Genomic DNA, 23,035 nt, shown 5'->3' on the forward strand with positions numbered 1-23,035 from the left:
CTGACAGTGCAAAAAACAAAGGCGGCCAATGGTCGCCTTTTTTAATGGAACTGTTTACAATTTCAACTGGGACACACTCCCATGGTCATCAACGAAATAAGAGAGATACTATGACAACCGAAACGATCATCGCACAAGCGACTGCACCAGGCCGAGGGGGTGTTGGGATCATTCGTGTATCTGGTTCAAAAGCCGATCAAGTGGCGAAGCTTGTTCTGGGGAAATCTATCGCACCAAGACGTGCAGAATATCTGCCGTTCTTAGCATCCGATGGTAGCCAGATTGACCAAGGTATTGCCCTCTATTTTCCAAATCCAAACTCGTTCACGGGAGAGGATGTGCTCGAACTGCAAGGCCATGGTGGGCCTGTTGTCATGGACATGCTCATCAAACGAATTCTAGAAATCGACGATATCCGTATTGCCAACCCAGGTGAGTTTACAGAGCGTGCGTTTCTCAATGATAAAATGGATCTCACGCAAGCCGAAGCTATCGCCGATCTGATTGATGCAAGCTCTGAGCACGCTGCAAAGTCGGCACTTAACTCTCTCCAAGGCGAGTTTTCTAACAAAATTCATCAACTCGTAGAATCGCTTATTCACTTACGGATTTATGTTGAAGCAGCCATCGACTTTCCTGAAGAAGAGATCGATTTTCTAGCCGATGGTAAAGTCAGTGCAGATATAGACACCATAGTGTCGCAGTTAGACGCGGTACGAAATGAAGCGAAGCAAGGTGCCATCATTCGTGAAGGCATGAAGGTGGTTATCGCAGGACGACCAAACGCGGGTAAATCCAGTTTGCTCAACGCCCTATCCGGTAAAGACACTGCCATCGTCACAGATATTGCAGGCACGACCCGGGACGTTCTCAGAGAGCACATACACATAGATGGCATGCCTTTACACATCATCGATACTGCGGGGTTACGTGAAGCCACTGACGAAGTTGAACGTATTGGAATAGAGCGCGCATGGGAAGAAATTGAGCAAGCGGATCGCGTCTTATTCATGGTAGACGGTACGACGACTACGGCAACGGCACCGCAAGATATTTGGCCTGAATTTTCCGATAGACTACCAAGCAGCTTAGGCATAACAGTGATCCGCAATAAATGCGATCAAACCGATGAGCAAATAGGTATTTGCCACGTCAACGATCCTACACTGATCAGGTTGTCGGCAAAATCAGGACAAGGTGTTACCGATCTTAAAGAGCACTTAAAACAGTGCATGGGCTACAGTGGCAGCAACGAAGGGGGCTTCTTGGCAAGACGTCGCCACCTCGACGCACTCGATAACGCTGCGCAGCATCTCCACATTGGTCAAACTCAATTAGAGTCCTACATGGCAGGCGAAATTCTGGCTGAAGAGCTTAGAATTACTCAACAATATCTCAATGAAATCACCGGCGAATTCAGCTCTGATGATCTGCTTGGCCGAATATTCTCATCTTTTTGTATAGGAAAATAAGCGCAATGACTGAAATAATCATTGGTAGTACGCTAGGCGGCACCGAGTATGTTGCTGAACACCTCGCCGATTTACTGACTGAAAAAGGGATCACAAGCACGCTTCATACCGAGCCAGATCTCAACGCGATCCCAGCAAGTGGTACTTGGGTGATAGTTACATCCACTCATGGAGCGGGAGACTACCCTGATAACATTCAGCCTTTTATTCGCGCGCTACAAGATACGCCTCCAAGAATGAGTGAAGTACGCTACATAACAATCGCAGTCGGTGATTCTAGCTATGATACTTTCTGCGCGGCAGGAAAACACGCCCATCATTTATTGGAAGACATCGGTGGAACGGCTCTAAGCGAACTCGTCTGCATCGATGTTCAGCAATACCCAGTACCTGAGGACGCAGTGAGTGAGTGGTTTGAGTCTCACGCAGACCTTTTTTAACTATTCACGGCATCTTAATGAAAAAAATCGGTCACAAATAGGCCGATTTTTTTCGATCTATTGTGTATAAAACTAGAGTTATCCGGTTAAAATCCTGAGTTTATCCACTGTACTAGTTTTTTTAATTACTCCTATTGTGAATAACTACAGAAGTTGATCCCAGCTTATCGGGATCAAGATCAAGGGATCAGCACAGCTTAGATCTTTTTTTGATCCATGATCTTATTGATCATTTTTGAGTTATCCACAGAAAATGGCTCCCTTAATAATAGATCTAATAAAAGATCTATATAGAGATCTTAAATAATATAGTTAAGATCCTAAGTGAAAATAAGGATTCTCTGTTTCGACCAAAACAGGTAGAATACGCTCCCCCATTTATTCAATATGAGCTTGCTCGACTGCCTGAGGTGATTCATGCAATACCATGAAAAATTTGATGTGATCGTTGTTGGTGGTGGCCATGCTGGAACGGAAGCCGCACTAGCGTCAGCCCGCACAGGTCAAAAAACACTGCTTCTTACGCATAACATTGATACTTTAGGACAAATGTCATGTAACCCTGCCATCGGTGGGATCGGTAAGGGCCATTTAGTCAAAGAAGTGGACGCCATGGGCGGATTAATGGCACAAGCCATCGATCATGCCGGTATCCAGTTTAGAACGTTAAACGCGTCAAAAGGCCCTGCAGTGCGCGCTACGCGAGCTCAAGCAGATAGAGCTCTCTATAAAGCCTTCGTGCGTCATGCATTAGAAAACGCACCGAATCTAACGTTGTTTCAGCAATCGGTTGATGACCTGATCGTTGACAATGATCGAGTGATTGGCGCTGTTACTCAAATGGGAATCAAGTTTTACGCCAAAGCGGTGGTTCTTACCGTTGGTACATTTTTAGGTGGAAAGATCCATATTGGCATGGAAAGCTCATCAGGTGGCCGCGCCGGAGATCCACCGTCAATCGCATTGGCGAACCGATTACGAGAACTTCCCTTTAGAGTGGATCGTCTAAAAACAGGTACACCACCTCGTATTGATGCTCGCAGTGTTGATTTTTCAGTATTAGAAGTACAACACGGTGATGACCCTACGCCAGTGTTCTCTTTCATGGGAAATCGGACGCAACACCCAAGACAGATCCCTTGCTTCATCACTCATACTAACGAATCAACTCATGAAGTGATCCGCAATAATCTGGATCGCTCTCCAATGTATTCTGGAGTGATTGAGGGAATTGGACCTCGCTACTGTCCGTCTATTGAAGACAAAGTGATGCGTTTTGCCGACAAAAATAGTCATCAGATATTTGTAGAGCCTGAAGGTCTTGATACGCATGAGCTGTACCCTAACGGAATTTCTACTAGCTTGCCGTTCGATGTTCAGGTCAATATTGTACGTTCGATGAAAGGGTTTGAAAATGCGCACATCGTTCGACCTGGGTACGCGATAGAGTATGATTTTTTTGATCCCCGAGATCTCAAGAAAACATACGAAACCAAGCACATGCATGGATTGTTCTTTGCAGGTCAAATTAATGGTACAACGGGGTACGAAGAAGCGGCAGCGCAAGGGTTAATGGCAGGTCTTAACGCCAGCTTGTACAGCCAAGACAAAGAAGGTTGGGCTCCAAGACGCGATCAAGCCTATGCTGGTGTGTTGATAGATGACCTTTCAACCATGGGAACCAAAGAGCCTTACCGAATGTTTACCTCTCGCGCAGAGTATCGATTGTTATTGCGTGAAGACAACGCCGATATTCGCCTGACTGAACAAGCTCGAGAATTAGGTTTGATTGATGATCTACGATGGGATCGATTTAATCAAAAAATGGATAACGTCGACAAAGAACGTCAACGACTCAAAGAAACATGGGTCAACCCTAAATCGGAAGGTGTTGAAGCACTCAATGAACTGTTGAAAACACCAATGATTCGTGAAGCAAGTGGTGAAGATCTATTGCGCCGCCCTGAGTTGACGTATCAAAAATTGACCAACCTCGATGCGTTCGCGCCAGCATTATCCGATACGGACGCTGCCGAACAAGTCGAGATTCAAGTGAAATATGAAGGCTACATAAAGCGCCAGCAAGATGAGATTGAGAAATCGCTTCGTCATGAAAATACGCCGATTCCAATGACCTTCGATTATACGCAAGTCAAAGGTCTATCGAATGAAGTCATGGCAAAACTGACGGATGCCAAACCTGAAACTGTAGGCATTGCATCACGTATTCCTGGAGTTACTCCAGCAGCAATATCGATCGTATTGGTTTACCTAAAGAAACAAGGCATGCTAAAAAAGGGTGAGGTTGCTTAATGAGTCAATTAGCCAGTCAGCTTGAACAATTAATTAGTGAGTCCAGTTTAGAGGTCTCGGCCGAGCAGCAAGCCAAACTTGTCGGTTATGTCGAGTTGCTAAACAAGTGGAATAAAGCCTACAACTTAACGTCGGTACGTGATCCACAAGAGATGCTGGTTAAACACATTATGGACAGTATCGTGGTGAGTCCTGAGCTTACTGGTAGTCGATTTATCGATGTAGGTACAGGTCCAGGACTCCCTGGGGTTCCATTGGCGATCATGAATCCTGACAAATCGTTTGTACTGTTAGATAGTTTAGGTAAACGCATCCGATTTATTAAGCAAGTTTTACACGAAATTGGGATCACCAATGTCGATGCTATACAAAGTCGAGTGGAAGAGTATCATTCTGAACAAGGATTTGACGGCGTTCTAAGTCGAGCATTTGCCTCAATGCGTGATATGGTTGAGTGGTGTCACCATTTACCATCCGAAAATGGGGTATTTTATGCCCTTAAGGGACAGGTAAGTGATCAAGAGCAATCTGAGCTTCCTGAATGGTGCAGTGTGATCTCAATCAAAGCTTTAGCAGTTCCTAAGTTGGAAGGTGAGCGACATCTTGTAATCTTAAGTCGCAAATAAAAAGGACGAGGTTTAAACCGTGGGCAGAATAATTTCGATTGCCAATCAGAAAGGGGGCGTGGGGAAAACCACGACCTGTGTGAATTTGGCCGCGTCAATGGCCGCCACAAAACGCAAAGTGTTGGTAATAGACCTCGACCCACAAGGCAACGCAACAATGGCCAGCGGTGTCGACAAGTATTCAATTGAGTTCACCGCCTACGACCTATTGGTCGAAGAAACGCCATTTGCCAGTGTTGTATGCCCTTCACCTACTGGAGGGTATGATCTTATCGGTGCCAATGGTGACGTGACTGCCGCAGAAATCAAACTTATGGAAGTGTTTGCCCGAGAAGTTCGCCTTAAAAACGCCCTCTCAGCGGTAAAAGATCAATACGACTATATTTTTATCGATTGTCCGCCTTCATTAAACTTGTTAACCATCAATGCAATGGCGGCGTCTGACTCTGTATTGGTGCCAATGCAATGTGAATATTTTGCACTGGAAGGCTTAACGGCACTTATGGACACCATCAGCAAACTGGCAGCAGTCGTTAACGATAAGCTTAAAATTGAAGGTATATTGCGCACCATGTATGACCCGCGCAATCGTCTTTCAAATGAAGTGTCTGAGCAACTTAAGCAGCATTTTGGCAGCAAAGTATATCGAACTGTTATTCCTAGGAATGTTCGCTTAGCCGAGGCGCCCAGCCACGGTAAACCTGCGATGTATTACGACAAATATTCAGCCGGAGCTAAGGCCTATCTAGCACTTGCTGGAGAAATGCTTAGACGTGAAGAAGAAGTGGTCGCATAAAAATCTAAAAATAAAGGAAATCCCATGTCGAAAAGGGGCTTAGGTAAGGGGTTAGACGCCTTACTTGCAACCAGCGCACTCGCGCGTGAATCTAAAGCCAGTCAACAGCCAGAAACGAAGACACATGACGGCGAATTGCAGGAGTTGGTGATATCCCAATTACAGCCAGGGGTATATCAACCGCGAAAAGACATGCAAAGCGATGCTCTTGAAGAATTGGCATCCTCCATTCAATCTCAAGGTATTATCCAACCTATCGTTGTACGCCGCGTAGGCGAACAGCGCTACGAAATTATTGCTGGTGAACGCCGTTGGCGTGCTGCTCGCAAAGCCGGCCTGAGTCACGTCCCTTGCTTGGTGAAAAACGTTCAAGATAGAGCGGCTATTGCCATGGCACTTATTGAAAATATTCAACGAGAAGATCTCAATGCCATCGAAGAAGCGCAGGCATTAGAACGCTTGCAAACTGAGTTCGAATTATCTCACCATCAAGTAGCAGAAGTGATTGGCAAGTCTAGAGCTACGGTCAGCAACCTACTGCGTCTTAATCAACTTGAATTAGAGGTGAAGCAATTAGTTGAACGAAAAATGCTCGACATGGGACATGCACGAGCATTACTTGCGCTAGAAGGTGAACAGCAAGTTAATGTTGCTGAGCAGGTGTCTAACAAAAAATTAACCGTTAGGCAGACAGAGCAACTGGTCAAAAAGCATCTTAATCCGCCAGAGCCTGCGATGATCGTTCCACCACACCCACAATCTGACACATGGTGTCACACTCTTTCCCAGCAATTTGACGCTAAAGTGACAATCAACTCAGGTGCAGATGGCAGTGCAAAACTTCTGATCACCGTGGACGACAAAGAATCGCTTGAAAGCTTGATTAAAAAGTTGCAAAGTACGCACGATAATTGATTTAAATCAAAAATATTGCGCTGTGTCACACGCATAGTGTTTAGTGTTGTGAAACAGACGGATTGTGTCGAGTTGATATTGCGACTCGGCGTAACACTTCGTATAATTTTTTCTAACGTAATTTAACGGTATGACGTTCTTTATTAAATTGCGTTTAAGAGGTAAGAATACATGGTAGCGGCTCTAGCTAAACCGGGACGAACGCTTGCAAAGCGATTGATAACGATTGAGATAGCAGCGGTTATTTTTGTGGCTGCAGGCATGGCATTGTCGGTCAGTGTAGAGTGGGCGATTGCATCCTTTATTGGTGGCGCAATTATTGTGACCGCAAATATGGTGTTTTCGTTGTGTGCCTTCCTATTTGTTGGTGCACGAGCGGCTAAATTAGTTGCAGCACTTTTCTACACCGGTGAGGTTCTTAAAATTCTCATCACCGTCGCTCTGTTTTCTGTTGTCCTCGTGTATACCGATGTGGAACTCGTTCCACTCACACTAACCTATTTGCTGGTTCTAGGGATTCATATCTTTGCGCCAGTATTTTTCATTAACAATAACAAATAGGACATGTTATGGCTGCGCCAGGTGAAGCGCTAACACAGTCCGGTTACATCTCTCACCACTTAACCAATTTATCATTAGTTAAATTAGGTTTGGTGGAAGAGGGCAGTTTCTGGAACGTACACATAGATAGCTTGTTCTTTTCTTTTGTGATGGGTGTGATTTTCCTTTGGGTATTTCATTCTGTCGCTAAGAAAGCAACAACGGGTGTGCCAGGCAAGTTGCAGTGTTTTGTTGAAATGGTAGTTGAATTTGTCGACCAAAACGTCAAAGACACCTTTCATGGACGTAACCCACTGATTGCACCGCTGGCCCTAACGGTTTTTTGTTGGATATTCTTGATGAACCTATTGGACCTTGTGCCAATTGACTTCATTCCATACCCAGCAGAACACTGGCTAGGCATCCCGTATTTGAAGATAGTGCCAACTACCGATGTGAACATCACCATGGCTATGGCTCTAGGCGTTTTTGCTCTGATGGTGTACTACAGCATCAAGGTAAAAGGTCTAGGTGGTTTTGCACGCGAATTAGCACTGCATCCATTTAACCACTGGACAATGATTCCGTTTAACTTGCTTATTGAAGTTGTATCGCTACTGGCGAAACCTCTTTCACTGGGTATGCGTCTATTCGGTAACTTGTTCGCGGGTGAGGTAGTGTTTATTCTTTGTGCAGCAATGCTGCCATGGTATTTACAGTGGATGGGTTCGCTCCCTTGGGCAATCTTCCACATACTAATTATCCTGATTCAAGCCTTCGTGTTTATGATGTTGACCATTGTTTATCTATCAATGGCACACGAAGATAGTGATCATTAAGTTTTAAAATTTTTACACGACAATACGTCAATTTTTATTTTTGGAGATAGTAATGGAAACTGTATTAAGCTTTTCAGCAATCGCAGTAGCAATCATCGTTGGTCTTTGTGCACTAGGCACAGCAATTGGTTTTGCTCTTTTAGGTGGTAAATTCCTAGATGGTGCGGCTCGTCAACCTGAAATGGCTCCAATGCTTCAAGTTAAGATGTTCATCATTGCAGGTCTATTGGATGCGGTTCCAATGATTGGTATCGTAATCGCACTACTATTCACATTCGCGAACCCATTTGTTGGTCAACTTGCTGGTTAATCGATAGCTCAAAACAAACTGGATTTTGTCGTTGATTAATAAGAAGGGGTAGCTGTTGTGGAAATGAACGCAACTCTGCTAGGTCAAGCTATATCGTTTACTATGTTTGTTTGGTTCTGCATGAAGTATGTATGGCCACCAATCATGGAAGCGATCGAAGAGCGTCAGAAAAAAATTGCTGACGGTCTATCCGCTGCCGAACGTGCAGCAAAGAACTTGGATCTAGCACAAGCCAATGCTTCTGAGCAATTAAAAGAAGCGAAGCGCACTGCAACCGAAGTTATCGAACAAGCTAATAAGCGTAAAGCTCAGATTGTCGATGAAGCGCGTGAAGAAGCTCAGGCGGAACGCCAGAAGATTCTTGCGCAAGCGGAAGCGGAAATTGAAGCTGAACGTAACCGAGCTCGCGATGACCTGCGTAAACAGGTTGCCACTCTGGCGTTAGCTGGTGCCGAGAAAATCTTGGAGCGCTCTATTGATGAAGCCGCTCATAAAGATATTCTCGACAACATTACTGCAAAACTTTAAGTCTGGGGGCGCAAATGTCTGATTTGACTACTATCGCACGCCCCTATGCTAAAGCAGCATTCGACTTTGCTGTAGAAAAGGGAGCGTTGGACCAATGGGGCCAAATGCTGACTTTTGCTGCAGAAGTTGCCAACAATGAACAGGTTCATGAACTTTTAACAAGTTCGACTTCAGCCAATAGGCTAAGTGAAATCTTTGTAGCTGTGTGTGGCGACCAAGTTGATGAGCACGGTCAAAACTTTATTAAAGTGATGGCTGAGAATGGCCGTTTAGAGGCCCTTCCTGATGTATGTGCACAATTTATTGTGCTTAAGCAAGAGCTTGAAAAAGAGATCGACGTAGAAGTGACTTCTGCCGCTGTTCTCTCAGACGAGCAAAAAGCGAACATCAGCAGCAAACTTGAGCAGCGTCTTGAACGCAAAGTTAAGCTGAATTGCAGTATAGATGAGACCCTACTTGGTGGGGTTATTATTCGAGCCGGAGACTTAGTCATTGATAGCTCAGCCCGAGGTCAACTCGGTCGTCTGAGTGAAGCTTTGCAGTCTTAATGGGGATTGAAAATGCAACTTAATTCCACGGAAATAAGCGATCTAATCAAACAACGTATCGAGTCATTCGAAGTTGTTAGTGAAGCTCGCAATGAAGGTACTATCGTTTCGGTAAGCGATGGTATCATTCGTATCCATGGCCTTGCAGATGTAATGCAAGGTGAAATGATTGAATTACCGGGTGGCCGTTACGCGCTAGCACTTAACCTCGAGCGTGACTCGGTAGGTGCTGTTGTAATGGGACCGTATGCTGACCTGAAGGAAGGCACAAAAGTAACTGGTACTGGTCGTATCCTTGAAGTACCAGTGGGTCCAGAGATGCTTGGTCGTGTGGTTAACACGCTAGGTGAGCCAATTGATGGTAAAGGTCCTATCGATGCGAAATTATCTTCGCCAATCGAAGTGATTGCACCAGGGGTTATCGATCGTAAATCGGTTGATCAGCCTGTTCAAACTGGCTACAAATCTGTTGACTCAATGATCCCAATCGGCCGTGGCCAGCGTGAGCTGATCATCGGTGACCGTCAAACTGGTAAAACAGCAATGGCGATCGATGCGATCATTAACCAGAAAAACTCTGGTATCTTCTCTATCTACGTAGCAATCGGCCAAAAAGCGTCGACTATTGCTAACGTCGTACGCAAACTGGAAGAGCACGATGCACTGAAGAACACTATTGTAGTGGTTGCTTCTGCGTCTGAATCTGCTGCACTACAATACCTAGCGCCTTACGCGGGTTGTGCAATGGGTGAGTACTTCCGTGATCGCGGTGAAGATGCTCTTATCGTATACGATGACTTGTCTAAACAAGCTGTTGCTTACCGTCAAATTTCACTATTGCTTAAGCGTCCACCAGGTCGTGAAGCATTCCCAGGTGATGTTTTCTACCTCCACTCTCGTCTTCTAGAGCGTGCTGCACGTGTAAGTGAGCACTACGTTGAGACGTTCACCAATGGTGAAGTGAAAGGTAAAACCGGTTCTCTAACGGCACTGCCAATTATCGAAACCCAAGCGGGTGACGTATCGGCATTCGTACCGACCAACGTTATCTCTATCACCGATGGCCAGATCTTCTTGCAAACTGAACTATTCAACTCAGGCATCCGTCCTGCAGTAGACCCGGGTATCTCGGTATCTCGTGTTGGTGGTGCAGCGCAAACTAAGATCATCAAGAAACTGTCTGGTGGTATCCGTACAGCACTTGCTGCTTACCGTGAACTTGCTGCGTTTGCTCAGTTCTCATCTGACCTGGATGAAGCGACTAAGAAACAGCTAGACCACGGCCAGAAAGTAACTGAGCTAATGAAGCAGAAGCAGTACGCTCCAATGTCTGTTTTTGACCAAGCTTTGGTTATCTTCGCAGTAGAGCGTGGTTACCTAGAAAGTGTAGAGCTGAACAAGCTTCTAGACTTTGAAGCGGCGTTGCTATCGTTTGCTCGTGCACAGTACGCAGATCTTGCGACTGAAATCGACCAAACAGGTGCTTACAACGATGACATCGAAGCGCAGCTTAAAAAGCTAGCTGATGAGTTTGTAGCAACCCAAACTTGGTAAAGGTGAGTGACAGAAATTGTCACTCCTAATGGAGAGTAACAATGGCCGGCGCAAAAGAGATACGTAATAAAATCGGTAGTGTGAAAAGCACTCAGAAAATTACGAAAGCGATGGAAATGGTAGCCGCTTCAAAAATGCGTCGTAGTAACGATGCAATGGAAGCGTCTCGTCCATACGCGACAACTATGCGTAAAGTGATCGGTCACATAGCGAATGCAAGTCTAGAGTACAAACATCCGTACCTAGAGGAGCGTGAAGCTAAGCGAGTGGGTTACATCATTGTGTCTACCGACCGTGGATTGTGTGGTGGTTTGAACATCAACCTTTTTAAAAAGGCGATGACCGACATGCAAGAATGGAAAGAGAACGGTGCTGAAATCGAACTGGCTGTTATTGGTTCTAAAGCAACAGCCTTCTTCAACAACAGTGGCGCGAAAGTGGCAGCACAGGTATCGGGACTTGGTGATGAACCAAGCCTTGAAGACTTGATTGGTTCTGTCGGCGTGATGCTGGAGAAATACAATGAAGAAGAGCTGGATCGTCTATATGTGGTGTACAACAATTTTGTTAACACAATGACGCAAGAACCAACGATCGATCAATTACTGCCTTTGCCTAAATCAGATAGCGAAGAAATGCAACGCGATCATGCATGGGATTACATCTATGAGCCTGAGCCTAAGGTTCTACTCGACGCACTGTTGTTGCGTTACGTAGAGTCACAGGTCTACCAAGGTGTTGTAGAGAACCTAGCGTGTGAGCAAGCAGCTCGAATGATTGCCATGAAAGCTGCAACAGATAATGCATCCAACCTCATCGATGAGTTAGAGCTTGTGTATAACAAGGCGCGTCAAGCGGCGATTACACAGGAACTGTCAGAGATTGTGAGTGGCGCAGCAGCGGTTTAAGCTTAGGAAACTAAATTAGAGGATTTAACGATGGCTACAGGTAAGATCGTACAGATCATCGGTGCGGTAGTCGACGTAGAGTTCCCACAGAGTGATGTACCAGGTGTATATGACGCTCTGAACGTAACGGACTGGAAAGAACGTCTTGTTCTTGAAGTTCAACAACAGCTAGGCGGTGGCGTAGTTCGTTGTATCGTAATGGGAAGCTCAGATGGTTTACGTCGTGGAGTGGAAGTAGTAAATACAGGCGCTCCAATCTCAGTACCAGTAGGTACTAAGACCCTAGGTCGTATCATGAACGTACTCGGCGACCCAATCGACGAGTGCGGTGAAGTCGGTGCAGAGGAACTTTACTCTATTCACCGTCCAGCACCAAGCTATGAAGAGCAGTCTAATGTGACTGAACTTCTAGAGACAGGTGTAAAAGTTATCGACTTGATTTGCCCATTCGCTAAGGGTGGTAAAATCGGTCTGTTTGGTGGTGCAGGTGTTGGTAAGACCGTTAACATGATGGAACTTATCAACAACATCGCCCTTCAGCACTCTGGTCTTTCAGTATTTGCCGGTGTAGGTGAGCGTACTCGTGAGGGTAACGATTTCTACTTCGAAATGCAGGAAGCTGGCGTTGTAAACGTCGAGAACCCAGAAGAGTCGAAAGTGGCCATGGTATATGGTCAGATGAACGAGCCACCAGGAAACCGTCTACGTGTTGCCCTGACTGGTCTAACAATGGCTGAGCGCTTCCGTGATGAAGGTCGTGACGTATTGTTGTTCATCGATAACATTTACCGTTATACCCTTGCGGGTACAGAGGTATCGGCACTTCTAGGCCGTATGCCATCTGCGGTAGGTTATCAGCCAACTCTTGCAGAAGAGATGGGTGTGCTTCAGGAGCGTATCACGTCAACAAAAGCCGGTTCTATCACGTCTATTCAGGCGGTTTATGTACCAGCGGATGACTTGACTGACCCGTCTCCAGCAACCACCTTTGCTCACTTGGATGCAACTGTTACTCTAAACCGTAACATCGCAGCCATGGGTCTATACCCAGCAATCGACCCATTGGATTCGTCTTCACGACAGCTTGATCCATTGGTTGTTGGTCAAGAGCACTACGATATCGCAACAGGCGTTCAAATCACGCTTCAGCGTTATAAAGAGCTTAAAGACATCATTGCTATCCTAGGTATGGACGAGCTATCTGAAGAAGATAAGCAAGTGGTATCACGTGCACGTAAGATTGAGCGTTTCCTTACTCAGCCTTACCACGTAGCGGAAGTATTTACTGGTGACCCTGGCGTATACGTACCTCTTAAAGAGACACTACGTGGCTTTAAAGGTCTACTAGCTGGTGAATACGATGACATTCCAGAGCAAGCGTTCATGTACTGCGGTAACATTGACGAAGCTCTTGAGAATGCGAAGAAGCTATAAGGCTAATTAGGAGGCGATATGGCAGCAATAACCTTTCACCTAGATGTGGTTAGCGCAGAAGAGAAACTATTCTCAGGTCGCGTTGAAACCTTTCAGGTGACCGGTAGCGAAGGTGAACTTGGTATTTTCCATGGTCATACTCCGCTGCTGACCGCTATTGAGCCTGGTATGGTGCGCATTGTGAAGCAGCACGGCCACGAAGAGTTCATTTATGTCTCTGGTGGTATGGTAGAAGTTCAGCCTGGTACATCAACTGTACTGGCTGATACCGCTATCCGTGGTGAAGAGCTAGACGCAGCGAAAGCAGAAGAAGCCAAACGCAAAGCTGTGGAGAATATCCAAAATCAGCACGGCGATATGGACTTTGCTCAAGCGGCCAGTGAACTGGCTAAAGCCATTGCTCAGCTTCGAGTAATCGAGTTGACCAAGCGCGGTCGTTAATCGTTTTTGATTAATGATTGAGAAAAAGGCAGCCTATTGGCTGCCTTTTTGTTTATTCGTCATGCGAATTTTTGCCTAGAGCTTAATTGAGTGGGTAAATTTGTGTACACTTCGGGCAGCTAAAATAATTAGGAAAAAACGTCATGAAATTCAGTGCGGTAATATTGGCTGCGGGAAAGGGCACCCGCATGTATTCAAATAAACCTAAGGTGCTACATACCCTGGCTGGGAAACCTATGGCTAAGCACGTGATAGACACATGTGTAAGCTTAGGTGCAAACAACATTCACTTGGTCTACGGACACGGTGGCGAGCAAATGAAGTCTGAACTCGGAAACGAGCCAGTCAATTGGGTCTTGCAGCAAGATCAGCTTGGCACTGGCCACGCCGTGGATCAAGCATCGCCTAGTTTTGAAGATGATGAGAAAATCCTAGTTCTCTATGGCGATGTACCATTGATTTCTGAAGAGACCATTGAGAACCTTCTTGAAGCACAACCTACTGGCGGTATCGCGCTATTAACGGTCGAGTTAGATAATCCGATGGGCTATGGCCGCATAGTACGTCGAAATGGCCCTGTAGTAGCGATTGTAGAGCAAAAAGACGCAACCGATGAGCAGAAGCTCATTAAGGAAATTAACACTGGTGTGCTTGCTGCTACAGGCAAAGATCTAAAGCGCTGGCTATCAGGGTTAAACAATAACAATGCTCAAGGTGAATACTACCTGACTGATGTTATCGCGGCGGCACACGCGGAGGGACATGCGGTTGAAGCTGTTCATCCAATGAGTAAAATCGAAGTCGAAGGTGTGAATGATCGCGCACAACTGGCTCGATTAGAGCGTGCCTACCAGTCATTTAAGGCTCAAACTTTGTTAGAGCAGGGTGTTATGCTTCGCGATCCATCTCGATTTGATATTCGCGGCACACTGCAGTGCGGAATGGATTGTGAAATAGATACCAATGTCATCATCGAAGGTAATGTCACCCTTGGGGATAACGTTTTTATTGGTACAGGCTCTGTGCTTATTGATTGCGAAATCGATGACAATACAATCATAAAACCGTACAGCATTATTGAACAAGCAACTGTGGCGGAAGATTGCACTGTCGGTCCTTTTGCTCGACTTCGACCAGGCGCGGAAATGCGTGATAATTCCCATGTAGGGAATTTTGTCGAAATGAAAAATGCTCGATTGGGTGAAGGTTCTAAGGCCAACCATTTGACCTACTTGGGTGATTCCGAAATAGGACAAAGAACCAATATTGGTGCTGGTACTATCACATGCAACTATGATGGTGCGAACAAGCATAAAACTGTTATTGGTAATGATGTGTTTGTCGGCTCAGACAGCCAAATTGTCGCTCCGGTTACCATTGCCGATGGCGCTACAATTGGTGCGGGCACAACATTGACCAAAGATGTTGGCCAAGGAGAGCTGGTGATAACCCGAGCGAAAGAGCGCAAAATTTCTGGTTGGGAAAGACCCGTTAAGAAAAAATAATCCTTTGTAGTTAAATCATGAAGCCACCAACTTGTTTAGGTGGCTTTTTTGTACTATTTTTGCTATACAGAACGAAATATTGTTACTTGGTCAAGGATGATGTATGACGAGTATTATTGATAGAAAGTGGCAGCTATTCCCCATAGTCACTTTAATTGTCACCATGGCCTTAGGGCTCAACTATTTTAAAATTACGTTAGAGAAGTGGGTTGAAGCGAGCATGACAGGCTACGCCCAGTCATTGCTATCGGACATTACCTATGAAATAGAAGAGGACAACCCAGATTTCCTTACTATTTCCATCGATGACTATATTGGGCATCTCACTCAAGCCTCTGCTGACCAACGTATTACCGTCATCGATCCAAACGGAATCGTTGTCGGCGACTCTTCATTATCGGCGCGTGCGCTTTCTGGTTTAGATAATCATGGTAACAGACCCGAGTTTAATGAAGCCTGGGAAAACGGCACAGGTAAAGCTATTCGTTACAGTCAGACTCAGCAAGTTGACTTACTCTATGTCGCCAAAAAACTGTACGTATCGGGCAATGAATATGTGATCCGCCTGTCTCTTCCTTTGCACTTGCTTGGGAAAATGGCGCAGCACTTAATGGCTATCTTGGTGGTATTAGCGGTTGCTAGTGTTGCATTGTTGGCAACGTCGTCTTACATCAGTAACCGCCAAATAACGGCACGCGTACAAAAAGAACAAGGCTTGCAAGAAGAACGTATTGCCCAGCGAACATACGAAATCGAATTGCTGCATCGACTGGCTAACATGCTGGCGGCGTGTAAATCGATCAGCGAAGCCCAAGACGTGGTGGCCGATTTGATCCCTCGCATTCTGGGAGATATCAATGGCAGTGTCGCCATTATGCGTTCTTCACGCAATATCTTAGAAGTTAAGTTGGATTGGGGCCAGCCATGGCCGGCTGCTCACACTTACGCGCCCGAAGAGTGTTGGTCTTTGCGTAAAGGTAAGTTTCATCTAACTCATGACGATTTTCATTGCATCTCGTGTGCCCACATGAGCGCCGTTGGCGACGATCAAACTATGTGCATACCATTGACGGCACACGGAAATACGATAGGTATGCTGCACCTGTATTTTGGTGAGCCGAATGTCTCAGTCGATCAACATACGAGGCAATTGGCGTTTACGGTTGCTGAGCATCTTGGGCTGGCTTTGGCAAACCTAAACATGCAAGAGAAGTTGCGTTTTCAAGCAGTGAGCGATCCGTTGACAGGTTTGTACAACCGCAGACACTTTGAAGAGCAGTTAGACATGGCGTTATTGAATGCCGAGCGTGACGGTGAAGAAATGTCACTGCTGATGTTGGATCTTGATCACTTCAAGCGATTCAATGATAACTTTGGTCATGATGCCGGTGATTACGTCCTAAAAACGATTAGTAATCTATTACTCGAGCATGCTTCAAGTAACGACATTGTATGTCGCCTTGGAGGAGAAGAGCTTGCGATAATAGTGCCTAACTCAAACGCTGAGCAAGCGCTTACTTACGCTAAAAGTATTTGTGATAAAGTTCGTGAGTTGCACTTAGAGATGAAAGGGCTTTCGTTAGGTCGCTTAGGTGTTTCAATCGGTGTTGCTCAGGCTCCAACCGATACCAATGACGCAGAGCAGTTAATTAAATGTGCCGATATCGCTCTATATGACGCGAAAGAGCAGGGCCGTGACAGAGCTATACATTACGCCAAAAGCCTTGAGCAAAAGAAGAAAGCGCAACTGTCGAGTGTTTAATTCGTGGTTTGATGCAAAACCAAAAAGCGCACAAAATGTGCGCTTTTTTACATTAGTGACTTGGTATCGCAATACGCTTTTCCATCCAACGCACTGCTTGTGAAACGACCAGGATTAACACCAAATATTCAAGCACCAAAAATGTGTAAATTTCTAGCGGTAAATACTCGTTTACAACGAGTTCATTGGCTCGTCTAGTAAGGTCACTTAGTCCTATGACACTGACAAGCGATGACATTTTTAGAATATAGACAAATTGGTTTCCGAGTGGAGGCAATATCTGTCGAAATGCTTGTGGGAAAATAACTAGGCGCATTTTGCTCCAGTAGCTTAACCCCAAAGATTCAGCTGCTTCGTGTTGGCCACGAGAAATGGCTTGGATGCCACCGCGAAAAACTTCCGCCATAAACGCACTCTCTGCAATCGATAGCGCGATCACTCCTGCCCAGAAATGGTTGAGTGAAACATCGAGCAGTGTCGGCATCCCATAGTAAACCCATAGCAGTAGTACTAGGACAGGAATCGAACGAATGGACTCTACATACACACGGTTCACCCAGCGTAATGGCGCGTAGGAGGAGAGCGCAGGAAGAGCTATAGCAAAGCCTAGCAACATGGCAAAGACCATGCTTAACAGTGATACCGCAATCGTATCGCCGAAACCGTTCATTAAAAACGTAAGGTTGGTTCGACCCTGCTGCGTTGATGGATCAAGTACATACCAGCCCCATTGGTAATCACTGCACCCAGTGAGAAGTAGCGGGGCAAATAAGCTAAGACGCGCTTTATTTGTCAAAACAGACTCTTGTGACTAACAAATGAAAAAATAGACTGCTATGGTAACAATAACTTAACTAAAGTGCGTCAATAAAAGGAAATCGAGATGAAAAAGTGGATTTTAGCATTGGGTTTAGCGGTGTTGAGTGCATCTGCCGTGGCCGAGACGAGCCGTTTACAAGAGATATTAAACAGCGGAAAACTGAGAGTTGGAACCACAGGTGATTGGAATCCTATGACTATGAAGGATCCTGCCACCAACAGTTATCGAGGATTCGATATTGACGTCACCACAGAGCTAGCCAAGGATCTAGGTGTTGAAGTTGAGTTCGTTGCGACAGATTGGAAAACCTTGGTCAACGGTATTACCGCCAATAAATACGACATCACAGGCAGTGCATCTCTGAACATGTCTAGAGCGAAAGTAGCAGGCTACAGTCAACCCTACTTCTACCTTGCTTTTGTCCCTGTGGTGCAAAAAAAGGATCTAGAGAAATTCAGTCAATGGTCTGATTTTGATAACGCCGACATTAAAGTGGCGGCAACTCTTGGTACAGTCCAAGAAAAAATGGTTAAAGAGTTTTTCCCGAATGCAGTGCATATTGTGATTGAAGCGCCCGCTCGTGACTTTCAGGAGTTGCTTGCTCGCCGCGCCGATGTCAGCGTAACCTCGAATGTTGAAGCCGCAACCTTAGTCACAAAATTTAGCCAATTGGCGATTGTCCCAGTGGATGAGCCGCGCAAGCCAACGCCGATTTCTATGTTGCTTCCACAAAATGATCAAGTATGGATTAATTATGTGAACCATTGGGTTGAGCTGAAGAAAACGCAGGGCTTCTTTGAAGAGACGGCTCAAAAATGGGGTCTAAAGAGTATGTAACCGCTCACTACGCGTGTGCATAGATAAAAAAACGGTCACCGAATGAGGTGACCGTTTTACTATTATTTTAAGAAGAACTTATACGACGGGTTGTCGGATTCATCTTTAAACTGATACCCCAAGAACTCGAGGTGTTCGCTGAAGCGAATTAAATCCGTTTCGCTTAACTCAAAGCCACACAATACTCGACCATAGTCAGCGCCATGGTTGCGATAATTAAATAGACTGATGTTCCAGTGGGTGCCCAGTGTGCTTAAAAACTTCAATAGCGCGCCAGGATACTCTGGAAACTCAAAGCTAAATAACTTCTCGTGTAAGCTGTTTTTAGGCTTGCCTCCCACCATATAGCGAACGTGCAGCTTGGCCATTTCGTCATCGGATAAATCGACAACGTCATAGCCACCCTGTTTTAGATCGCCAATGATATGATCAAGCTCTGCCTGACCTTCTTGCAATCGAATGCCGACAAATATATTGGCACTGTCTGGATCGTTATAGCGATAGTTAAACTCGGTGACCGCTCGACCACCAATCAGTTGGCAAAACTCAAAAAAGGCCCCTTGACGTTCAGGAATGGTGACGGCCAATAGGCCTTCACGTTTTTCACCTAGCTCACAGCGCTCTGAAACGTAACGTAAGCCATGAAAGTTGGTATTGGCACCTGATAGTACTGTGGCGAGTTTTTTGTCGCACCAGTGATGGCTCTCGGCGTATTTTTTAAGCCCAGCCAGTGCAAGAGCGCCAGAAGGCTCTGCGATGGCGCGGGTATCTTCAAAAATATCTTTTACTGCTGCGCATATTTCATCGCTAGAGACCGTCACATGATCGTCAATATACTTTTGGCAAAGCCTAAACGTCTCTTCGCCAATGCGCTTAACGGCTACACCGTCAGCAAACATACTGACTTGATCAAGCACCACTGGCTCGCCCGCGTCGAGTGCGGCTTTGAGGCACGCTGAATCTTCGGGCTCTACCGCGATGACTTTCACTTCTGGCATTAGCTGCTTAACCAATACAGCAACACCGGCCGCTAAGCCGCCTCCCCCAACAGGGACAAAAATCGCATCTAAATGTCCGTTTTGACGGAGCATTTCCATGCCAATCGTGCCTTGACCTGCGATCACCAATGGATGATCAAAAGGTGGGACAAACGTATAACCATGAAGCGAAGAGAGTCTTTCCGCTTCGGCTTTCGCTTCATCAAAGTTACTGCCATGAAGCACCACTTCGCCACCAAAACTGCGAACAGCTTCTACTTTAATGTCTGGGGTCGTTTTAGGCATCACAATGATGGTCTTTATGCCTAACTTGGTCCCCGATAGCGCCATACCTTGTGCGTGGTTACCCGCTGATGCGGCAATCACACCGGCTTGTTTTTGCTGTTGGTTAAGGCTCGACACCATATTGTAGGCGCCGCGCAGCTTAAACGAGTGAACTGGCTGTCGGTCTTCACGCTTTATTTGTACCTGATTGCCGGTACGTTCAGACAAGCGAGGCATATCCTGCAACGGGGTATCACTGGCGACTTCATATACCGGTGCACGTAGGATATGGCGCAGATAATCTGCGCCACTGTGTGGAATATCCATCATGCGTTCATCGGTCGCGACCTCTGAATCTTCATTCCCATGGGACATGATTACTCCTCAAGCATCGACTTATCGCGAACTGCACCCTTATCGGCGCTGGTGGCCATGCTGGCGTAAGCCTTCAGAGCAAAGGACACTTGGCGCTCTCGTGACGCAGGTTTCCAGCCCAGCAGATCTTGTTTAGCACGACGCGCAGCGAGCTCTGATTCGCTCACTTCCAATGAGATGGTACGATTTGGAATATCGATAGCAATGGTATCACCGCTGTTCACCAGACCGATCACGCCGCCATTGGCCGCTTCCGGAGATGCGTGACCAATCGACAGTCCAGAGGTACCACCTGAGAAGCGACCGTCAGTTAATAGCGCACACTCTTTGCCAAGACCCATGGACTTAAGATAAGTGGTTGGGTAAAGCATCTCTTGCATGCCTGGGCCGCCTTTAGGACCTTCGTAGCGAATAACGACCACATCTCCGGCTTTCACTTTGCCACCTAAGATGCCATCAACCGCGTCTTCTTGGCTTTCGAACACCACCGCTGGGCCGGTAAATTTAAGGATGCTTTCATCAACGCCTGCAGTCTTAACGATGCAGCCATCCAGAGCAATGTTCCCGCTAAGCACGGCCAAACCACCATCTTGGCTGTAGGCATTGTCTTTGGTGCGGATACAGCCATTTTCACGGTCGTCATCCAGCGTGTCCCAGCGACAGTCTTGCGAAAAGGCCTTTGTGGTACGAATGCCCGCAGGACCGGCTCTAAAGAAGTCTTTCACCTCTTGAGACTCAGTCAGCATGATATCGTATTCTTTTAGTTGCTCTTCAAAGCTTAGGCCAAGAACCGTTCTGGCTTGGTTATTCAATAATCCGGCTCGGTCGAGCTCGCCTAGAATACCCATCACACCCCCTGCGCGGTGCACATCTTCCATATGGTACTTCTGGGTTGAAGGTGCAACCTTACATAGGTTTGGAACGCGACGCGACATGGCATCTATATCGGCCATATCAAAATCGACGTTACCTTCCTGAGCCGCCGCTAGTAGGTGTAATACTGTGTTGGTAGAGCCACCCATAGCAATATCTAATGCCATCGCGTTTTCAAACGCTTCTTTAGTGGCAATATTGCGCGGTAGAGCGGTTTCGTCGTCTTGTTCGTAGTAACGCTTGGTGAGCTCAACAACACGCTTACCAGCGTTCACAAATAGCTGTTCGCGGTCTGCGTGTGTGGCCAGCATTGAACCATTACCTGGCTGAGATAGACCCAAAGCTTCAGTGAGACAGTTCATTGAGTTGGCGGTAAACATACCAGAGCATGATCCACAGGTAGGACAGGCTGAACGTTCGATCTGCTCGCTCTGTTCATCCGATACCGAAGGATCCGCACCTTGCATCATGGCATCAACCAGATCGAGCTTGATGATTTGATCAGAGAGCTTGGTTTTACCGGCTTCCATCGGACCGCCGGAGACGAAAATAACCGGAATATTCAGGCGCATTGACGCCATCAGCATTCCTGGAGTGATTTTGTCACAGTTAGAGATACACACCATCGCATCGGCGCAGTGTGCATTAACCATGTATTCCACAGAGTCGGCGATAAGCTCGCGCGAAGGTAACGAATACAACATACCGCCATGACCCATAGCGATACCGTCATCGACCGCAATGGTATTAAATTCTTTGGCGATGCCGCCAGCTTCCTCAATCTCTCTAGCGACCAGTTGACCCAAGTCTTTAAGATGGACGTGACCTGGAACAAATTGGGTGAATGAGTTGACTACTGCAATAATGGGCTTACCGAAATCTTCATCTTTGACACCGGTCGCGCGCCACAATGCGCGTGCACCCGCCATGTTACGACCGTGGGTGGTTGTTGCTGAACGATACTTAGGCATTACTATTTTCCTTAATCTTGTGGGTAGACCCTAATCTTGTGGATATACGTAGTCCAACCAGCCCCACTTGTCTTCAGTGGTGCCGTTGAACAGGCCGAAATAGGTGGATTGCAACTCGTGCGTTATTGGGCCACGTTTGCCTTCACCCACAGTTATTTGGTCGACAGAGCGCACCGGTACGATTTCCGCTGCGGTGCCAGTCATAAAGATTTCGTCAGCAAGATAAAGCGCTTCACGTGCAATGTTGGCTTCGCGCACTTCATAGCCTTTGTCTTTGGCGATGGTCATGATCGAATCACGAGTAATGCCCGGCAATATGGCACTGGTGGCTGGTGGTGTTGTAAGGACACCATCTTTAATGACAAAAATATTCTCGCCAGCGCCTTCAGATAAGTAACCATCAACACTTAATGCGATACCTTCATCGTAACCGTGGCGACGTGCTTCACCACCAACAAGCAATGAAGACAGGTAGTTACCACCTGCTTTAGCTGCGGTAGGAATCGTGTTTGGCGCTGCGCGATTCCAGCTTGAAATCATCGCATCAACACCATTTTCTAGCGCTTCTTCGCCAAGGTATGAGCCCCATGGGAATGCAGCGATGATCAGATCCATTTCTGTATCAACCGGAGGACAGACACCCAAGCCAACATTTCCGACAAAGCCGAGTGGACGAATGTACGCTGACTCTAATTTGTTCTGACGAAGCGTCTCGCGCGTTGCTTCCATAATTTCGTCAACCGTGTACGGGATTGGGAAGCGGTAAATTTTTGCAGAGTCTTTAAGACGCTGTGCGTGCTCTTTATGACGGAAAACAATTGGCCCTTTTGGAGTGTTATAGCAACGAACCCCTTCAAATACAGACGTGCCGTAATGCATTGCATGGGTAAGCACATGGACATTGGCTTCTGCCCATGGAACCATTTCGCCATTAAACCAAATAAAATCAGCCGTTCTCTTAGACAT

22 protein-coding genes are annotated in these 23,035 nt (G+C 46.3%); 18 read left to right on the forward strand and 4 right to left on the reverse strand.

The annotated features are described in order from the left end of the window. Positions 1 to 110 precede the first annotated feature (110 nt). From mnmE to JQC93_RS19315, 17 genes are all read left to right on the forward strand, one after another. Positions 111 to 1,472, forward strand: coding sequence for a tRNA uridine-5-carboxymethylaminomethyl(34) synthesis GTPase MnmE (gene mnmE / locus JQC93_RS19235; RefSeq protein WP_205159959.1), 1,362 nt, complete (start codon positions 111 to 113; stop codon positions 1,470 to 1,472). Positions 1,473 to 1,477: 5 nt separating this feature from the next. Then, on the forward strand, positions 1,478 to 1,912 hold the full coding sequence (gene mioC / locus JQC93_RS19240; RefSeq protein ID WP_205159960.1) for an FMN-binding protein MioC: 435 nt from the start codon (positions 1,478 to 1,480) through the stop codon (positions 1,910 to 1,912). A 417-nt stretch (positions 1,913 to 2,329) separates the two neighbouring features. Further along, entirely contained in the window at positions 2,330 to 4,225 is a 1,896-nt protein-coding gene (mnmG, locus tag JQC93_RS19245) for a tRNA uridine-5-carboxymethylaminomethyl(34) synthesis enzyme MnmG (RefSeq protein WP_205159961.1), read from the forward strand. Beyond that, entirely contained in the window at positions 4,225 to 4,851 is a 627-nt protein-coding gene (gene rsmG / locus JQC93_RS19250; protein ID WP_205159962.1) for a 16S rRNA (guanine(527)-N(7))-methyltransferase RsmG, read from the forward strand. Before mnmG ends, rsmG begins: the two co-directional genes overlap by 1 nt. Before the next feature lie 19 nt (positions 4,852 to 4,870). Then, the gene (locus JQC93_RS19255; RefSeq protein ID WP_205159963.1) at positions 4,871 to 5,647 is read left to right on the forward strand and encodes a ParA family protein; all 777 of its coding nucleotides are present in this window, start codon (positions 4,871 to 4,873) and stop codon (positions 5,645 to 5,647) included. 24 nt (positions 5,648 to 5,671) lie between these two features. Continuing rightward, the gene (locus tag JQC93_RS19260) at positions 5,672 to 6,562 is read left to right on the forward strand and encodes a ParB/RepB/Spo0J family partition protein (RefSeq protein ID WP_205159964.1); all 891 of its coding nucleotides are present in this window, start codon (positions 5,672 to 5,674) and stop codon (positions 6,560 to 6,562) included. A 171-nt stretch (positions 6,563 to 6,733) separates the two neighbouring features. After that, complete coding sequence (locus JQC93_RS19265) at positions 6,734 to 7,123, forward strand: F0F1 ATP synthase subunit I (RefSeq protein WP_084884482.1); 390 nt, start codon at positions 6,734 to 6,736, stop codon at positions 7,121 to 7,123. 8 nt (positions 7,124 to 7,131) lie between these two features. Then, positions 7,132 to 7,941, forward strand: a complete 810-nt coding sequence (gene atpB, locus JQC93_RS19270; RefSeq protein WP_205159965.1) for a F0F1 ATP synthase subunit A — start codon at positions 7,132 to 7,134, stop codon at positions 7,939 to 7,941. A 52-nt stretch (positions 7,942 to 7,993) separates the two neighbouring features. Beyond that, the gene (gene atpE, locus JQC93_RS19275) at positions 7,994 to 8,251 is read left to right on the forward strand and encodes a F0F1 ATP synthase subunit C (RefSeq protein WP_168837430.1); all 258 of its coding nucleotides are present in this window, start codon (positions 7,994 to 7,996) and stop codon (positions 8,249 to 8,251) included. Between the two features lie 57 nt (positions 8,252 to 8,308). Beyond that, entirely contained in the window at positions 8,309 to 8,779 is a 471-nt protein-coding gene (gene atpF, locus JQC93_RS19280) for a F0F1 ATP synthase subunit B (RefSeq protein WP_205159966.1), read from the forward strand. A gap of 14 nt (positions 8,780 to 8,793) precedes the next feature. Continuing rightward, positions 8,794 to 9,327, forward strand: coding sequence for a F0F1 ATP synthase subunit delta (gene atpH / locus JQC93_RS19285; RefSeq protein WP_205159967.1), 534 nt, complete (start codon positions 8,794 to 8,796; stop codon positions 9,325 to 9,327). Positions 9,328 to 9,339: 12 nt separating this feature from the next. Continuing rightward, positions 9,340 to 10,881, forward strand: a complete 1,542-nt coding sequence (gene atpA, locus JQC93_RS19290; RefSeq protein WP_205159968.1) for a F0F1 ATP synthase subunit alpha — start codon at positions 9,340 to 9,342, stop codon at positions 10,879 to 10,881. A 41-nt stretch (positions 10,882 to 10,922) separates the two neighbouring features. Beyond that, complete coding sequence (atpG, locus tag JQC93_RS19295; protein ID WP_205159969.1) at positions 10,923 to 11,789, forward strand: F0F1 ATP synthase subunit gamma; 867 nt, start codon at positions 10,923 to 10,925, stop codon at positions 11,787 to 11,789. A gap of 30 nt (positions 11,790 to 11,819) precedes the next feature. Then, entirely contained in the window at positions 11,820 to 13,223 is a 1,404-nt protein-coding gene (gene atpD, locus JQC93_RS19300; RefSeq protein WP_205159970.1) for a F0F1 ATP synthase subunit beta, read from the forward strand. 18 nt (positions 13,224 to 13,241) lie between these two features. Then, the gene (locus JQC93_RS19305; RefSeq protein ID WP_084884495.1) at positions 13,242 to 13,664 is read left to right on the forward strand and encodes a F0F1 ATP synthase subunit epsilon; all 423 of its coding nucleotides are present in this window, start codon (positions 13,242 to 13,244) and stop codon (positions 13,662 to 13,664) included. 143 nt (positions 13,665 to 13,807) lie between these two features. Continuing rightward, a complete protein-coding gene (gene glmU / locus JQC93_RS19310; protein WP_205159971.1) occupies positions 13,808 to 15,169 on the forward strand; it encodes a bifunctional UDP-N-acetylglucosamine diphosphorylase/glucosamine-1-phosphate N-acetyltransferase GlmU in 1,362 nt (453 codons plus the stop codon). Between the two features lie 103 nt (positions 15,170 to 15,272). After that, positions 15,273 to 16,931: a sensor domain-containing diguanylate cyclase gene (locus JQC93_RS19315; RefSeq protein WP_205159972.1), complete on the forward strand. Its 1,659-nt coding sequence runs from the start codon at positions 15,273 to 15,275 to the stop codon at positions 16,929 to 16,931. Positions 16,932 to 16,983: 52 nt separating this feature from the next. On the opposite strand, the gene JQC93_RS19320 is transcribed toward JQC93_RS19315, so the two are convergent. Further along, on the reverse strand, positions 16,984 to 17,727 hold the full coding sequence (locus JQC93_RS19320) for an amino acid ABC transporter permease (RefSeq protein WP_205159973.1): 744 nt from the start codon (positions 17,725 to 17,727) through the stop codon (positions 16,984 to 16,986). Between the two features lie 87 nt (positions 17,728 to 17,814). Between JQC93_RS19320 and JQC93_RS19325 the strand changes: the two genes are divergently transcribed. Continuing rightward, positions 17,815 to 18,588, forward strand: coding sequence for a transporter substrate-binding domain-containing protein (locus JQC93_RS19325; RefSeq protein ID WP_205159974.1), 774 nt, complete (start codon positions 17,815 to 17,817; stop codon positions 18,586 to 18,588). A gap of 62 nt (positions 18,589 to 18,650) precedes the next feature. Here JQC93_RS19325 and ilvA read toward each other — a convergent pair whose 3' ends face one another. The 3 genes from ilvA to ilvE are packed head-to-tail and all read right to left on the reverse strand — an operon-like array spanning position 18,651 to position 23,035. Further along, the gene (gene ilvA, locus JQC93_RS19330) at positions 18,651 to 20,180 is read right to left on the reverse strand and encodes a threonine ammonia-lyase, biosynthetic (protein ID WP_205160002.1); all 1,530 of its coding nucleotides are present in this window, start codon (positions 20,178 to 20,180) and stop codon (positions 18,651 to 18,653) included. A gap of 47 nt (positions 20,181 to 20,227) precedes the next feature. Then, positions 20,228 to 22,069, reverse strand: coding sequence for a dihydroxy-acid dehydratase (gene ilvD / locus JQC93_RS19335; RefSeq protein WP_205159975.1), 1,842 nt, complete (start codon positions 22,067 to 22,069; stop codon positions 20,228 to 20,230). Between the two features lie 30 nt (positions 22,070 to 22,099). Next, on the reverse strand, positions 22,100 to 23,035 hold the full coding sequence (ilvE, locus tag JQC93_RS19340; protein WP_205159976.1) for a branched-chain-amino-acid transaminase: 936 nt from the start codon (positions 23,033 to 23,035) through the stop codon (positions 22,100 to 22,102).

It is taken from the genome of Vibrio ulleungensis (assembly GCF_016900875.1).
GTDB lineage: Bacteria > Pseudomonadota > Gammaproteobacteria > Enterobacterales > Vibrionaceae > Vibrio > Vibrio ulleungensis.

Excerpts from the sequence above, each read along its gene's own strand:
- atpH (WP_205159967.1), top strand. The coding sequence starts at position 8,794 with ATGTCTGATTTGACTACTATCGCACGCCCCTATGCTAAAGCAGCATTC.
- JQC93_RS19305 (WP_084884495.1), top strand. The coding sequence starts at position 13,242 with ATGGCAGCAATAACCTTTCACCTAGATGTGGTTAGCGCAGAAGAGAAA.
- rsmG (WP_205159962.1), top strand. The coding sequence starts at position 4,225 with ATGAGTCAATTAGCCAGTCAGCTTGAACAATTAATTAGTGAGTCCAGT.
- JQC93_RS19325 (WP_205159974.1), top strand. The coding sequence starts at position 17,815 with ATGAAAAAGTGGATTTTAGCATTGGGTTTAGCGGTGTTGAGTGCATCT.
- atpA (WP_205159968.1), top strand. The coding sequence starts at position 9,340 with ATGCAACTTAATTCCACGGAAATAAGCGATCTAATCAAACAACGTATC.
- JQC93_RS19315 (WP_205159972.1), top strand. The coding sequence starts at position 15,273 with ATGACGAGTATTATTGATAGAAAGTGGCAGCTATTCCCCATAGTCACT.
- atpB (WP_205159965.1), top strand. The coding sequence starts at position 7,132 with ATGGCTGCGCCAGGTGAAGCGCTAACACAGTCCGGTTACATCTCTCAC.
- mnmE (WP_205159959.1), top strand. The coding sequence starts at position 111 with ATGACAACCGAAACGATCATCGCACAAGCGACTGCACCAGGCCGAGGG.
- ilvE (WP_205159976.1), bottom strand. The coding sequence starts at position 23,035 with ATGTCTAAGAGAACGGCTGATTTTATTTGGTTTAATGGCGAAATGGTT.
- JQC93_RS19260 (WP_205159964.1), top strand. The coding sequence starts at position 5,672 with ATGTCGAAAAGGGGCTTAGGTAAGGGGTTAGACGCCTTACTTGCAACC.
- atpG (WP_205159969.1), top strand. The coding sequence starts at position 10,923 with ATGGCCGGCGCAAAAGAGATACGTAATAAAATCGGTAGTGTGAAAAGC.
- ilvA (WP_205160002.1), bottom strand. The coding sequence starts at position 20,180 with ATGATGGATATTCCACACAGTGGCGCAGATTATCTGCGCCATATCCTA.
- mnmG (WP_205159961.1), top strand. The coding sequence starts at position 2,330 with ATGCAATACCATGAAAAATTTGATGTGATCGTTGTTGGTGGTGGCCAT.
- mioC (WP_205159960.1), top strand. The coding sequence starts at position 1,478 with ATGACTGAAATAATCATTGGTAGTACGCTAGGCGGCACCGAGTATGTT.
- atpD (WP_205159970.1), top strand. The coding sequence starts at position 11,820 with ATGGCTACAGGTAAGATCGTACAGATCATCGGTGCGGTAGTCGACGTA.
- atpE (WP_168837430.1), top strand. The coding sequence starts at position 7,994 with ATGGAAACTGTATTAAGCTTTTCAGCAATCGCAGTAGCAATCATCGTT.
- ilvD (WP_205159975.1), bottom strand. The coding sequence starts at position 22,069 with ATGCCTAAGTATCGTTCAGCAACAACCACCCACGGTCGTAACATGGCG.
- JQC93_RS19265 (WP_084884482.1), top strand. The coding sequence starts at position 6,734 with ATGGTAGCGGCTCTAGCTAAACCGGGACGAACGCTTGCAAAGCGATTG.
- glmU (WP_205159971.1), top strand. The coding sequence starts at position 13,808 with ATGAAATTCAGTGCGGTAATATTGGCTGCGGGAAAGGGCACCCGCATG.